This window comes from Eudoraea algarum, from assembly GCF_050589645.1.
GTDB lineage: Bacteria > Bacteroidota > Bacteroidia > Flavobacteriales > Flavobacteriaceae > JBNGOQ01.
The window spans coordinates 63043-76964 of sequence record NZ_JBNGOQ010000004.1 but is presented as its reverse complement, the minus strand read 5'-3'; the positions used below and the strand labels follow the sequence as shown (position 1 = coordinate 76964).

The following is a 13922-nucleotide window of genomic DNA, read 5'->3' as shown; positions in this document are numbered from 1 at the left end:
GGCTTAGTGTAATTCGAACATTGCTTCCACTTCAACAACAATATTGTCGGGCAACATCATGCCTACGGCGCTGCGCACCCCTATGCCATTCTCTTTTCCGAAAACATCGGCCATCAGTTCACTGAAGCCATTTACCACGTACGGTTGTTTTCCAAAATCGGGCGTGGAGTTCACCATCCCCAAGACCTTTACCACTCTTTTGATTTGGTCGAGGCCCCCAAAATGTGTCCTGATCGTGGAGAGCATGGTAAGGCCCACCTGCCTAGCGGCCTTTTTGGCCTGTTCCATGTCCTGATCATCCCCGGCACGGCCTACCATTAGGGTTCCGTCCATATTAATAGGCCCCTGTCCCGATACGTACAAGAACTTCCCCACAACGAGTATGGGGCGGTATACCCCAACAGGTTGCGGCGCTGGTGGGAACTCCAGACCTAATTCCTTGACTTTTTCAGAAGGTGATGTTTTGTTCATAATTGTAAGTTGTTTATAGCAATGCATTTAAAATTAAGACCCCTATCAGTCCCATGACCCCAACCGTAGTTTCCATAATGGTCCAGGTCCTAAGTGTTTCTTTTACCGTTAGATTAAAATATTCCTTGAACAGCCAGAAACCGCTATCGTTTACATGGGAGAGCATAAGACTGCCCGAGCCAATGGCAAGCACCATGAGTTCCGCACTTACTCCAGTACTGGAAACCAGTGGCAATACGATGCCCGCAGCAGTCAATCCGGCCACGGTGGCCGAACCCACACATACCCTGATCACCGTAGCGATAAGCCATGCCAAGAACAGTGGGGAAATGGTTGAACCCTTTAACATATTGGCGATATATTCGCTTACCCCGCTATCTACCAATACTTGTTTGAGCGCGCCCGCGCCAGCAATAATCAAAAGTACCATGGTAATGCCAGATATGGAGCTCACCAGGGAATCCATCACTTCCGTCATTTTCTTTCCTCTGGCAAGCCCTAAGGTATAAATGGCCACCAGTACCGAAATAAGCATGGCTACGGCAGGATTGCCCAAAAAATTGATGGTGCTTTTTAGGGGAAAGTCCTCGGGTAAAAACAAATCGGCCAAAGTTGCCGCGGCAATCAATACAATAGGGAGCAGGGCGGTAAAAATACTGACGCCCATACTTGGCATTTCGTGGTCCTCCAATACTCTGGGGTTTACAAATTCCTTCAAAGGGGTGGCATTTACGTTTTTTATGGTTCTGGAAAATAAGGGTCCCGCAATGATGATCGCTGGTATGGCCACGATGAGCCCATAGATCAGGGTTTTTCCTAGATCCGCATTGAACATTATGGTAATTGCCGTTGGTGCGGGATGGGGTGGAAGATACCCATGGGTTACCGAAAGGGATGCCAGCATGGGAAGTCCTACATAGAGCAAGGGAAGCCTCGTTGCCGCGGCCACGGTAAACACCAGGGGGACCAAGATTACAAAGCCCACCGAGTAGAACATGGGAATACCAACGATAAAACCCGTTAACACAACGGCCCATTGCACATATTTTATCCCAAAGGTAGACACTAATTTGGTCGTTATCCTTTGTGCAGCTCCGCTATCTGCGACCAGTTTGCCCAACATGGCCCCGAGCCCTAAGATCAAGACCAGGAAGCCTAGGGTGTTTCCAATCCCCGCCTGGATGGAATCCACGACTTTTTCCAAATCCATACCCTCGGCGATACCGACGAAAAGTGAGATGATAATAAAGGTGAGGAAGGCGTTTAATTTAAATTTTGCAATGAGTACAAATAAGAGTACAATTCCAATAATAACAATGATCAGTGGCATATGGTTGAATTAAGTGAGGTCATAAAAATACTGATTCGATCGGAAATACCATGGTATAGGGGCAACTCTCTTTAAAATGTACCTCCCTGTTCCCGAGACCAAAACGGTATGGGGCACGATCGGACCCATATAGGTGCGGGGTTTGGAATTCATTTTATTTAAGGTTTAGGGTCAAAACTGCTTTAGATAACTGATTTTGGCAATGGCCTGCCGTTCTGTTCGTTGCCCCAAGAGTGTATCGTTAAAATCTTGATCGTTGAACACCAAATAAATGAACGACAGGGGTCTGTACTCCCATGAAAAGCGAATGTTTAAATTTCGCCTGTTGTTTTCCGAATTGCTCTGATAAAAGGCGGACAGCTGTATCCTAGGATTCCATGCGAAACGCCCTTCCAGATTGTACAGGTCCACGGTTTTGTCCGTGCTGTTGATGCCAACGCCACCGAACTTAACGCGATTAAGTCCTGCACCAAGGGAAATATGCGGTAGCGGAGCATATTTTGCCTGGATGTCATAGGAATCCAATCGGCCATTGAAGTAACTTCCAAAATTGACCGTGCCATTGATATTGAATTTCTTTGAGGGATCGGTACTGGCTAATAGGGTATGTTGCACATAGTCATAGGTTCCAACACCAATGGGAACCTCCAAGGGCGAAAAAGCTTCGGTCAGGCGTTGAAAAAACAGGTTCACTCCATACCCAAAATAGCCGCCGTTCTGCAAATTGAGATAAAAGGGAAACGCTCCAAGCTGACGTTCGATCAACCGACCTGTGGATGCCCGGTGGTAGAACTGGGCAAAAACACTGGGTTCAAAAGCACGGAGCCATTTCTTAAACGGCAGGCGTTCTCCTCTAAAATAGTGGATCAATCCCGGGGTGGTCCCAATAACATCGTTTCGCGAAATGAATCCTAAGGCCGGGTCAAAATTCTCAGTAACGACCGATTGTGTCCACCACCCTTTCCAGGTATTGGTGGAGTAGAAGTACTGGGCAATGCCGGAAAATCCATTTCCGCCCACCTCGGTATTCCCCGAATAACTTAGCAAGGTGTTAAGGGAGTGCGATTCCCCAAAGCGCACGAAGGCATCAATGGTTCCGGTGATATTTGTATTGTCCGGTCTGTTCTTTGTGGTGATCAATGTGCCTATACGGTTTTGCTTGCCAAAGTTTTCCGAGTAGCGTCCTACAAAAAAATTGGTCGCAGGCGTAAGGGAGTCTCCCCGTTGACGCATCAGGATGGCGCCGTAGTTCCGTTGGGTGGAACGATTTACAAAGCGCCCTCCGGCATCTATGGGTATGGGACTGGCCTGGTCGTCCAGACCAATTCTTCTGCTAAAAAAGGGCTGTACCCGCATGGACCCCCCTTGTGAACCGCTCCCGGGGCGAACATTAATGCCAAATAGCGATGCGTTCTCCAGGAAAAACTGTCTTCGCTCCGGAAAGAAGACCGAAAACCGGCTGGTATTGTTCACTTGCCGATCTACCTCGGCCTGGGCAAAATCGGTGTTTACCGTAACATCCAAAACCGCATTGGGATTCACCGCCCACTTTAATTCCCCGCCGACTTTTACATCGGTGGTCTCGCTTTCCACGTCCGAATTGGATCCCTTGGTTTGCTTATAAGAAGTTAAAAAATAAGGTTGTACGATAATATTGGACTGTGGGGGTGGGGGCCTAAGATTGGTGAGTTCCCCCGCATAATCCATCCGGGCAGAATTAAAGGACCTGGGGAAGGCCGAAAAGGCCGTTATTTCATTGGTCAGCCGTCTGTTCCTATATAGCTGAAATCCCCAGCTCTGGGCCTGCTCCCCGGTGTTGGGATACCGCAAGGTTTTCCATGGGATCGCTATCTCCGCGACCCAGCCCGTATCGGTCCTTGTGGTTCGGGTTTTCCAAAGTCCGTCCCATTCAATATCATAATAAATCGCATCAAAGGACAGGTAATCGCGTTGCACTCCGTAGGGGTTGACCACAATCGACATGGCATTGCGTTCATCATTGAAGCCGTCAAAGCAGAGCGTGACCAGGTCGTGGGTCCTAAAGTCAAAATCCCTTTTGAAATCCGTGGCCCTAAGGGCGTCCTTGCCAAGGGAGTCATGACAAACAATCCCGAAATACAGGTTGTTTTTATCAAATAGCACCTTGATTTCCGTATCCTGTGTGGGAGGCGCTCCTTGATTGGGTTCTATCTGGGTAAAGCGCGGTGAGGGCTTGGCTCTCTTCCAGCTGGGCTCGTCCAGTACACCATCAATCTTTAAAGGCGAGCTTATGGCTACGGCCTCTAGCTTTTTTTTAACCGGGTCTGGCTTAAAGACAATAGCTTCCTGTGCAGATATTTGACAAAGGGGGAGAAGGACCAACACCAAAAAAATCGATCTCAGTCCCATCCCCACAAGCCAAAAGTGTGCGCTCTTTTCTCCATTAAAAATGAACCTTTGGACGGCCCACGCTACAAGGACCGTCATCCGGTTCTATTAGAGCTGCTTTACTTTTATGTTGCGCCATTTGACCTTGATGCCACCGCCATCGTGAATCTGAAGTGCGATAGCGCCATTGCCTTCCCCTATTTTCTGGTCCTCTATATGTACCATCTCCTTACCATTTAGCCATGAGGTCAGTTTGTCCCCAACAACCTTGATCTTTAAGGTATTCCATTCGCCTTGTTTGAGGTATCCTTCCTTTTCGGGCTCGGGTTTAATGAGCCATCCCCTACCATAGGATTCATAGACCCCACCCGTATGTTTTCCGGCCGGAGCTACCTCTACCTGCCATCCACTTACCTTGGTGCCCTCAACGCTAGACCTAATAAAAACACCGCTATTCCCATTGGCTTCTTGCTTAAATTCCAATTGTAGTACAAAATTCTTATAGGACTCCTCTGTGGCCAGATAACCATACTGCTTGTCAGGGCCGCTTTCCGAGACCAGTAGGCCATCTTCCACATACCATTTTTCGGTGCCATAAATGGTCCACCCGGTCAGATCTTCCCCGTTAAACAATGATTTTTCCTGGGCCGTGGCGCTAAGGCCCACAAGCAATATGCCCATAACGATACTCTTTACTCCTAGTTTCATTTTTATCTTTTAAGTTAATTCTGCGTTGTACAATTCAATTTTCAGACCGTGTTATGCGGAACGATCTTAAGCGTGTTCATGACCACAAAGAAATGACGGCCTGTGTAAAATGTGGGGTACCAAACGGGGTAATGAGAAAAAAATGTTGGTTCAAAGTTTAGATTGATGGTTCAAAGTTTCCGGTTTCTGGTTTCTGGTTTCTGGTTTCTGGTTTAGCAACGGACCATTTTTTATTGATTATTGCTAATTGTTCATTGTTTATTGTCAACTGCCCACTGTGATCATAAACCGCAGCCTGTGCCTCCGCTAAAGCTTGTGCCTCCGCTAAAGCTTGTGCCTCCGCTAAAGCTACGGCGACATGCGGATGGCGACATGCGGATGGCGTAGGTGTGCCCACTGTTTACTGCCGACTAGGACTCCCAACCGCCCACATTTAATTGAATTGGATTCCGCACTAAATGCGGAATGACAAATCTAACAGCGATTTCAATATTGTGCCGTTGCTATACGCAATTCAGCAACCTTCAAGAGATAAACCAATGGCAAACTACCCTTCTGTCCCCAACGCTCGCTTTGCTGCACTCTGACTGACAATGTACGTTGTTTTGTCATTCCGAGCCTGCGAGGAATCCCTGGTTCTATTATCCAACAAGCGAAGAGGGAATAGGCAAAAGCGAAACGAGTCCATAGCTGGTAATTCATCAATTCTTAACGCTTCAACCCATCACTCATAATTGAACACTGCCCGCAGCCGACTGTTTAAGGTTGATAATTCTCAGTCTCCAATATCCGTTATGCCAAGAATATGGAACAAAGACCTGGCTAGATACAATACACATCTCTGGCAGACATAAAGTTTATCTCTTGTAGACTTAAGGTTTAACTTTGGAAGACTTAAAGCTTATGTTCTGGAAACTTAAAGCCTAACTCTTGCGGACTTAAGGCTTAACTTGGGAAGGCTTAAAGCTTATCTCCGCGAGATTTTAAATACCTCTTTGGCGGATTTAGAGGTGAGAATTGTGAATTTGGAATTGGGTGTATGTAATCACAAAGGCTCTCACCTTGGTCCTCTCCCAGGGGAGAGAAGGTCCGCCTTGGGCATGTTTTTTACTACCCTTCCGTCCCAACGCTCGCTTTGCTTCGGTCGGGGCCACCTTCCCTTAACAAAAGGAAGGAGCTGTTTGGAACCACGAATGATGAATTTCGAATTACGAAAGTTGAATGTGGTATTTACGCCTATCACTTAACATTTAATACGTACAGCCATCTACCGTCAACTGTTAACTGCTTACTGTCAACCGATAACTGCCAACTGTTTACTGTTTCTGGTTTCTCGTTTACTGTTGATTGACAATTGTTCCCCGTCAGCCCTAACCCATCACTCATAATTCATCAATCCTTAACTCTTTAATCCATAATTCATAACCCACACTTATGGCCTACCGTCAACCGCCAACTGCTCACTGCCAACTAATAATCCCTATCCCGAAACTATTTGCTGAAAGGATACTCCATAGTCCTCATCGTATAATTTGCGATATAGCTTGGCAAAATTGTCGTGCACGGTATGCGCCAAACTTAATTTTCCCTGTTTTACCAGGACCTGTAGCTTTAGGCGAAGTGCCTTCTCGTTCAGTTCATCATAGAGGTATATGACCTCTGCGATCCGAAAGAGCAAATCGGCGTGCTTTTCCATGTTGAGCTCCACGGAGCATCGCAAACACTGCTCAATGATCCTATTGCTGAATTTTTCGATAAAGGGATCTAGCCAGGAACGACTACTGCTGGCCAACAGTCGGCCCTCCTGTAAAATGGAAAGTACTTTTGGCAATTCTTTTTCCAACAGGGACACCTCATAGTTTTCCCTAAGGAACAGATCCAGGTAGTTTTGGCATTCCCCATAGTCAAAATAACATCCGTCACCGATTTGCATATACCAGTGCTTGTTGACAAAGGCGAGTTCTATTTCCGAGGAAGAGGCCAATACGGTCCTTAGGTTCTGTATGCTGGTCCCCCTGGTGTTTTTGGCGCCTTGGCTGGTAAGGCCCGGCCACAGTAGTTCTGTTAGATGGTTGGTAGAAATCCCTTTCCCTTGCTCCTGACTGTACAAAAGAATAAGGGTAAATATCTCCTTTAGTTTTGGGGAAAGCTTTTTGGCAAGATCCCTTCCCGATGCATCGTAGACCCTTAAGGTACCGAAACACCTCAACTGCTCAGCCCGCCCTTGGTATTCAACAGTTTTGTTTTGAATTTTGGGCGTAGGTATCGGTTTATACAAAGAAGCTGTCTCCTTCTTTTTGCTCTTTTTTCTCCATATAAAAATGGTAAGGGCAAGTAGTGAAACCAACACTATTGCAATGAGGGAAAAGGTATAGGGAAATCCTTTGCTTTCCTTGTGCGGGTGCTCATATTGATACCGTATCTCCTCGGCATTGAGTTCTCTTTCCCAAATTTTGATTTGGCCCAAGTAACCGGCAAAAAACTCTTCCCAAAGATTGCTCCCCACTAAAATATGATAGGTAGACGGTACGTATTCCGAAATCAACTTCACCCTATCCGTGCGTTCCCCGTTTACGTAAAAAAGTAGTTCGTTGTCCAGTTTGGCATGGACCAAGGCAACATGCGTCCATTGGTTCAGGGGAATCGGTGAGGCCTCCGAAATATAATCCTTTATGCCCGCCATGGTGAAGGTCAGGAAGCCTTCGTGCAGCTTTAGCACAAAATTGTCGCCCTTCCCCAAAATACTGTTGTTAAGGTCCAGGGTGGTGGGTTTCACCCAGGCTGATATGGTAAATTCCGACTGCAAGGCTACCCTGCTGCCCAACCCGGCATCCACATAAGCGCGATCCCCAAAAAAACCCACCGTGCCGAACAAAGGGTCTTCGTTAATCTCCACGCCATTGGAAATGATCTCCTTATCGTTTTTCCGAACCGTATTGACCACGGATTCCCTAAACACGAATTCATCCGTTAAGCCAAAATCGGTGTCGAGACGAAAAGCGACAAAGTCCTTGGGGTTGTGCTGGTTCTCCACGGCCGTAAAAATAATGTCAGGGGAAAATCGATACCCTGCCTTGTGGGGAACCAAAACGGGCAAGGTTGGCTCCTCCTCCAAAATGGGAAAGGAAAAAAACCCATTGACCCTGCTTTTTCTAAAATCCTTAAACGCCACCCCGTGCAAGGGTCCTTCTTGGGTCCGGACCTGGCCGAACACTTTTTCCATGGTGTTGATCTGGCGGACCAGACTATCCACTTGGCCCAAGGTGTTGCCGGTGGTCTTAATAAAATTGGGAAGGGTGCCAAAACGGTTCCATATGGCCATGCATTTGTGTTCCAGGGCAAGTTCTGCTTCATCAAACTGCACCAAATGCAGCGCTCCCGTGCTACCAAAGTCGTCCTCGGAATCCCCGCTGAATCCGTTTAAATGATAAATTTCCACATAGCGCTCAGGAATCTGAAGCACGGTAATTTCTTTGGAAACCGGCAATTCCACGACCTTGTCCTCCAACACGACCAAGGAATCGGAATAGGTGCCATAGGTATCAAAAAAAGCAGTGTTGACCGCGTCGTTTTCGGAAAGAAAAACGGCGAGCGGGGTCTTACCTTCCATTACCGTCTGTAGGTCGGCGAGGTTGAGCTCGTTGAGATCGACCAATACGTGCGACCGTAGTTTTAGCCGTGTTTGTGCTTCTGGTCCAAGCGTATTGTACTCTTGTCCAAAGCCCGTCCTTAGCCCGCAAAGGAATACGATCAACCAAAATATGTGCAGCCTTTTATTTTTCAAAAGTGTTGTTTCTGTTCTTCTTCATTTACCCTAAACTTGTACTATTTCAATTGCCCCTTTAGAGCTTCCTTGCTACAACAATATGGTCTTTCCTGTCCTGACAGATTCATCTGCAGCTAGCACCACCTGCAAACTGCTGATCGCATCCCCAATATGGTCCGATAGGTCCAGGGACTGTTCTATGGCATTTAACAGGAACTCCTGCTCCATTTGGCAGAGCGCGTCGTGGTCCGGTTCATCGTCCGTGTACAGGAATTCGTCGGGTTTGGTAAAAACCCCTTTTTCATCCAATTGTCCATGGTGTATCTGCAGACAGCCCGTTTGGGTATGTCCTTCGATATTATCGGATTCCGCATCCGTTTTTTCCACAATGCTCACACTTCCCTTTGGCCCCATTACGTCCTTGACAAAAAAAGCGGTTTCGCTGATCATGGGTCCCCAGCCGGCCTCGTACCAGCCTACCGAGCCATCTTCGAAGGTCACCTGCAATTGCCCATAATTATACATTTCCACGTCAATTTCATCGCTTAATCTGGCACCAATAGCACTTACCTTTACCGGTTTTGCCATTGTCATTTGGCACATGATATCAACATAGTGCACTCCGCAATCTACGATAGGCGACATGGAGTTCATCAAATTTTTATGGGTAATCCATTGGTTTCCTGAACTTTGTTGGTTCAGGTTCATCCGCATCACCAGGGGCTTTCCCAGGGAGCGGGCCAGGGCAACGAATTTGCTCCAGGCCGGATGCACCCGTAAAATGTAACCAATCACCATCTTGCGGTCCACGGTCTGGGCCAGTGCTGCCAGTTCTTTTGCCTCCGCAACCGTGGTGGCCAAGGGCTTTTCCACAAAGACATGTGCTCCGGCCCTAAGGCTTTTCCGAACGTAATCTGCATGGGTTTCCGGGTAGGTGTTTATGGAAACGACCTCGGGGGCGGTGGCTTTTAAGGCCTCGTCAAAATCGGAAAAGGTCGGCAATCCGCCCAATTCCCGGGACAGTTTATCGCGGCTTTCGGGATTGCGGCTTACCAGGCCTACTATGGTAAATTTGTCAAGTTTGTGGTACGCCCTTGCATGGGAAGTTCCCATGTTACCGCAGCCCGCCACCAATACACTATACGTTTTCATTTGTTTCTTTTTATTTTGGTCCCTGTTGGATCGAATAGTCGCTTAGGCCTATTTTCTGGATTCCTGCGAAGGCAGGAATCCACTATTCATCCAGAACCTGGCCTCACCCCAACATGCTTTACCCCACCATTATCCCTCCATCAATGTTTATTGTGGATCCCGTAATAAAGGAAGCGTTCTCGGACAAAAGGAACAGGGCCAGCTTGGCAATATCATCGGGAGTTCCAAGCCGCTGTACCAGCGTAGCCTCTGCGGCCTGGGCCACAGCCTCCTGCGGAAATTCAAAAGCTTTGGCAGAGTCCCATATCAACGGGGTGTCTACAGGACCCGGACATATCGCGTTGGCCCGTACCAAAGGGCCATAGTCCTTGGCCATCTGCTTTATCAAAGCCACCTGGGCCGCCTTGGAAGCACAGTATGCCGGGTGTTTGGGGAAGGCCTTAAAGGCCGCTATGGAGGCATTGGCCAATACTATCCCGAATTTATTTTTGAGCATATGGGGCAAAGCGTATTTGGCAAGATAAAAGAGTGAGCTAAGATTGGTGTTCAGCGTTTCGTGCCAAGATTCGATGGAAAGGGAAGTGACCTCCCCCAGGCCAAGTACCCCTGCATTGGCGACGATGGTGTCCAATTTTCCAAAGCGGTCCACCGCGGTCTCCACCAACTCTTTGTTGGTATCCGGAGTGCCAATATCGCCACAGACCAAGGCGCTATTGGGATGAATCTGCTGCAGTTCCGCCAATAAGGACTCCCCACGTTCCCGGTTACGTCCGGCAATGACAAGACTTGCCCCTTCCTCGGCAAAGGTTTTCGCCATGGCCCTGCCCATACCACTGGTGGCCCCAGTGACGATTATTACCCGGTCCTTTAATGCTCCCATAGTACTTTTACTCTTTTTTGGGTCGTAATTGAGCGGCCTGTGGAGGCGCTTCTTTGTCAATCCCTAAAATTATCTGTTTTTGCGCTAACTTCTATAGCAAAAAATGTCCTTTCCTTCTCATTTTCTAAAGGAAGGCGCGAGTAAAGGGGTTTAGGTACCTTTTTTAACGTATTTATCTGTATCTTTTTGGCAACAACCCTAATCGCTAACGTTTTGAAATATTTATCCTTTCTATTGCTCCTTTGCCTGGTGGCGTGCAAGCCATCGAACAAATCAAAAATGCAGCGCACGGCGACGGAGGCAATGCCTGCCGATGAAATGACAGATCCAGTCTTCTTTGAGCTTAGGACCTATTACGCCGCCCCTAATAAGTTGAACGCTCTTTTGAAAAGGTTCGAGGACTACACCCTAAAGATTTTTGAAAAAAACGGCATGCTGAACATGGGTTATTGGACACCGATAGAGAACACCGAAAACAAGCTCGTTTATCTGCTTGGCTATGAAAGTAAGGGGCAGAGGGACTCAGCTTGGGCATCGTTCAGGGACGATCCCGAATGGAAGCAGGCCTATGCCAATTCCATTGTTGAAGGAAAATTGGTAGACTCCGTAGATCAGCTGTTTTTAAATTATACCGATTATTCCCCACCACTTAAAAAGGAGGATAAGGGCCCGCGTGTTTTTTCCCTTAGAACCTATTATACGCATACAGGCAAACTCGATAATCTCAACGCCCGTTTTAAGGACCATACGCTCGATATATTTACCAACAATGGGATGACAAATATTGCGTACTTTGATTTGGACGAAGGCCAGGAAGGGTTCAACAATACTCTGGTTTATCTCATAAGTTTTCCGGACACCCTTGAAAGAAAAGAGGCCTGGAAGCGCTTTGGGGAAGATCCCAATTGGAAGTCGGCCTACGCCAATTCCAGAAAGGACGGTCCTTTGGTCGATTCCTTGGTCCATGTGCTGCTGAATCCCACATCGTTTTCGCCTTTAAAATAGGAAAGCCGTTATTTCGATGTTTTTATTTTTTCCAGGATTTTCAGTTTAGTGTCAGGGTGCAGTTGGGCCGCATCCTTATCCGATCGGGAGACTTGTATCATTCGCTTTAGGGCTTGTTCGATCAAGAGGGATTGTCTTTCGTAGGATTTGCAGGCAGCGCACATGACCACATGCAATCTGAACCGCATGCTTTCGATTGTCGACAAGCCCACGAGCTGTTTTTTTTCGACCAGCTCCGTAACCTGCTTGCAGGAGAGGAACATGATGTTCATAAGCGTTTTGACCATACCGAAACGAGTTTGAAGATTTAGCGTTTCCAAAGGCGATCAATGCATTTTTTGAGCATTAATTTCGCCCGATGTACCATTTGCCAATAATTGGACGGCGTTACCTTTAGTTCCTGACAGATCTCTTGACCCTTCTTGTTCAACAGATACTTGGAGGTGATGACCAAACGCCAGTTTTCCGGGAGTTCTGCCATACAACTGCCCATTACCTTCCTGAATTCCATATTGTCCAACAGATGTGATTCCTCTTCCCATAATACCGCTCCCTTGGACAAGGTCCATCGTTGGTGGGCATCAAAATGGGAATCGGTCTGTTGTACAAAGTTCTGTTCGGCCCGGGTTCCGTCAACCGTGATGCTTTTGACCTTTTTTCTGTAGTAGTCAATTATCTTATGGTTCAGTATGGAGAACAACCAGGTCTTTGCCGACGCTTTTTCCTCGAAGTTTTTGTGATTTTTTACGGCGGCCAAGAAGGTTTCCTGCACCAAATCTTCCGCTATTTCCCTGGACGATGTTTTATAAAAGCTCCATCGGAACAGTTCATCCGAATACTTATGGAACCAACTTTCGACATCGTGTGGCATGGCGTTTAATCGATTAAGACAACATCTCTGTAATTAAGGTCGGTAAATAACGCCTTAACTTTCAGAAATTAGCGCCCTGTTCCCACTTCCTGGTGCTTTAAAAACCCTTTTTGTGCACTCAAGGAGATGGATTGCGCTACAATCTGGGATTGTTCCATGTGGTTCTCATAGTCCGAAAAAATACCGCGTCCCCTGTCAGGATTGTAAGGATCTACGTCTATTCGTTCGCAAAATCTATGGGCACAATGATAAAAAGGACCACTAAAATAATCTCCGGCACGCTCGGTATCGGCGTACTAGTGGCGCTTGGTATTGCCTATTATATGTTTAACCTGCCCCACCGGGATGTGCAAGCTGCGCAGATAGATTTCCGTTTATCGTCAACAGAAATTGTAAACCAATATTTGGCCGATGCCCCTTCGGCAAACGACAAATACCTTCAGGAGGAAGGGGATTCAAAAATATTGGCTGTCACCGGAAAAATATTCTCCATCCGCGAGGACCTGAACCAACAGAAAGTGGTCCTGCTCAAGGAAGCTACCGAACATGCTGGGGTAAGCTGCACCTTTACCGAAGCCACGGGCAAGAAGGTGGAAAATTTGGATATAGGCCATACCATTACCGTAAAAGGTGTTATACGCTCCGGTGCAGGTTTTGACGAGGATCTGGATCTTTATGAGGACGTGATCATGGAAAAATGTGATGTAATCGAAAAATAAATATCAAATAGTAACCTTTTAAAAGCAAGTAAAAATGAACAAACTATCGGTAATGGCTATGGTATCAATAGCTTTGGTATTCATGGCCTTTAAGCCCCTAATGGGCAAATTGGTGAGCAAGGATGCACACATCAGCTTCTTTTCGCATACGGCCTTGGAGGACATTACGGCGAACAACTACAAGGTGGTGAGCACGCTTGATACGGAAACGGGCGATCTGGTGTATTCCGTGCCCATGCAAAGCTTTGAATTTGAGAAGGCCCTCATGCAAAAACATTTTAATAGCAAAGGCTTTTTGAACACCAAGAAATTTCCCAAGGCAAAGTTTACCGGAAAGATTACCAATCTGGAAAGTGTTGATTTTAGCCAGGACGGTACTTACGAGGCTGCGGTGGCAGGAGCGTTGAATATTAAGGGCGAAACCAAACCCATGAACGAAAAGGCAACGCTTACGGTTGCTGGTGGGACCGTGTCCCTGGAATCAAAAATGATGGTGGTCCTGGCCGATTATGGCATCACCTTTACCAAGGGCAAACCATCTACCAACGTAGCCAAGGAAGTGGAAGTGACCGTAAAAGCGGTCTATACAAAGGAATAATACATAGTAACGTTTAAAATAGTACAAAAAACAGCAGCTGGGCAGCACAATTCGA

At 47.1% G+C, this 13922-nt stretch carries 12 protein-coding genes; 3 read left to right on the top strand and 9 right to left on the bottom strand.

The window, feature by feature from the left end:
* Positions 1 to 3 precede the first annotated feature (3 nt).
* From ACRD67_RS15370 to ACRD67_RS15340, 7 genes are all read right to left on the bottom strand, one after another.
* Positions 4 to 471, bottom strand: coding sequence for a RidA family protein (locus ACRD67_RS15370; protein ID WP_430968110.1), 468 nt, complete (start codon positions 469 to 471; stop codon positions 4 to 6).
* Positions 472 to 484: 13 nt separating this feature from the next.
* The gene (locus tag ACRD67_RS15365) at positions 485 to 1801 is read right to left on the bottom strand and encodes a gluconate:H+ symporter (protein WP_430968109.1); all 1317 of its coding nucleotides are present in this window, start codon (positions 1799 to 1801) and stop codon (positions 485 to 487) included.
* Positions 1802 to 1972: 171 nt separating this feature from the next.
* Complete coding sequence (locus ACRD67_RS15360; RefSeq protein WP_430968108.1) at positions 1973 to 4267, bottom strand: DUF5916 domain-containing protein; 2295 nt, start codon at positions 4265 to 4267, stop codon at positions 1973 to 1975.
* Between the two features lie 9 nt (positions 4268 to 4276).
* The gene (locus ACRD67_RS15355; protein ID WP_430968107.1) at positions 4277 to 4876 is read right to left on the bottom strand and encodes a 3-keto-disaccharide hydrolase; all 600 of its coding nucleotides are present in this window, start codon (positions 4874 to 4876) and stop codon (positions 4277 to 4279) included.
* Positions 4877 to 6356: 1480 nt separating this feature from the next.
* The gene (locus ACRD67_RS15350; RefSeq protein ID WP_430968106.1) at positions 6357 to 8660 is read right to left on the bottom strand and encodes a LamG-like jellyroll fold domain-containing protein; all 2304 of its coding nucleotides are present in this window, start codon (positions 8658 to 8660) and stop codon (positions 6357 to 6359) included.
* Between the two features lie 72 nt (positions 8661 to 8732).
* Positions 8733 to 9794, bottom strand: coding sequence for a Gfo/Idh/MocA family protein (locus tag ACRD67_RS15345; RefSeq protein ID WP_430968105.1), 1062 nt, complete (start codon positions 9792 to 9794; stop codon positions 8733 to 8735).
* Between the two features lie 118 nt (positions 9795 to 9912).
* Positions 9913 to 10674 (bottom strand): SDR family NAD(P)-dependent oxidoreductase, encoded by a 762-nt coding sequence (locus tag ACRD67_RS15340; protein WP_430968104.1) that lies wholly within the window; start codon positions 10672 to 10674, stop codon positions 9913 to 9915.
* Between the two features lie 213 nt (positions 10675 to 10887).
* Between ACRD67_RS15340 and ACRD67_RS15335 the strand changes: the two genes are divergently transcribed.
* Positions 10888 to 11679, top strand: a complete 792-nt coding sequence (locus ACRD67_RS15335; RefSeq protein ID WP_430968103.1) for an NIPSNAP family protein — start codon at positions 10888 to 10890, stop codon at positions 11677 to 11679.
* Positions 11680 to 11687: 8 nt separating this feature from the next.
* On the opposite strand, the gene ACRD67_RS15330 is transcribed toward ACRD67_RS15335, so the two are convergent.
* Complete coding sequence (locus ACRD67_RS15330; RefSeq protein WP_430968102.1) at positions 11688 to 11966, bottom strand: hypothetical protein; 279 nt, start codon at positions 11964 to 11966, stop codon at positions 11688 to 11690.
* A 20-nt stretch (positions 11967 to 11986) separates the two neighbouring features.
* Positions 11987 to 12550 (bottom strand): sigma-70 family RNA polymerase sigma factor, encoded by a 564-nt coding sequence (locus ACRD67_RS15325; RefSeq protein WP_430968101.1) that lies wholly within the window; start codon positions 12548 to 12550, stop codon positions 11987 to 11989.
* Between the two features lie 236 nt (positions 12551 to 12786).
* Here ACRD67_RS15325 and ACRD67_RS15320 point away from each other — a divergent pair, with 236 nt between their 5' ends.
* Together ACRD67_RS15320 and ACRD67_RS15315 are read left to right on the top strand one after the other, a co-directional pair.
* Positions 12787 to 13269 (top strand): OB-fold protein, encoded by a 483-nt coding sequence (locus ACRD67_RS15320; RefSeq protein ID WP_430968100.1) that lies wholly within the window; start codon positions 12787 to 12789, stop codon positions 13267 to 13269.
* A 34-nt stretch (positions 13270 to 13303) separates the two neighbouring features.
* A complete protein-coding gene (locus ACRD67_RS15315) occupies positions 13304 to 13867 on the top strand; it encodes a YceI family protein (RefSeq protein WP_430968099.1) in 564 nt (187 codons plus the stop codon).
* Positions 13868 to 13922: the final 55 nt, after the last annotated feature.

What these genes read in the sequence shown, in the direction of transcription:
- ACRD67_RS15355 (WP_430968107.1), bottom strand. Translation starts at nt 4,876, where the DNA reads ATGAAACTAGGAGTAAAGAGTATCGTTATGGGCATATTGCTTGTGGGC.
- ACRD67_RS15325 (WP_430968101.1), bottom strand. Translation starts at nt 12,550, where the DNA reads ATGCCACACGATGTCGAAAGTTGGTTCCATAAGTATTCGGATGAACTG.
- ACRD67_RS15320 (WP_430968100.1), top strand. Translation starts at nt 12,787, where the DNA reads ATGGGCACAATGATAAAAAGGACCACTAAAATAATCTCCGGCACGCTC.
- ACRD67_RS15360 (WP_430968108.1), bottom strand. Translation starts at nt 4,267, where the DNA reads ATGACGGTCCTTGTAGCGTGGGCCGTCCAAAGGTTCATTTTTAATGGA.
- ACRD67_RS15365 (WP_430968109.1), bottom strand. Translation starts at nt 1,801, where the DNA reads ATGCCACTGATCATTGTTATTATTGGAATTGTACTCTTATTTGTACTC.
- ACRD67_RS15340 (WP_430968104.1), bottom strand. Translation starts at nt 10,674, where the DNA reads ATGGGAGCATTAAAGGACCGGGTAATAATCGTCACTGGGGCCACCAGT.
- ACRD67_RS15345 (WP_430968105.1), bottom strand. Translation starts at nt 9,794, where the DNA reads ATGAAAACGTATAGTGTATTGGTGGCGGGCTGCGGTAACATGGGAACT.
- ACRD67_RS15330 (WP_430968102.1), bottom strand. Translation starts at nt 11,966, where the DNA reads ATGGTCAAAACGCTTATGAACATCATGTTCCTCTCCTGCAAGCAGGTT.
- ACRD67_RS15315 (WP_430968099.1), top strand. Translation starts at nt 13,304, where the DNA reads ATGAACAAACTATCGGTAATGGCTATGGTATCAATAGCTTTGGTATTC.
- ACRD67_RS15370 (WP_430968110.1), bottom strand. Translation starts at nt 471, where the DNA reads ATGAACAAAACATCACCTTCTGAAAAAGTCAAGGAATTAGGTCTGGAG.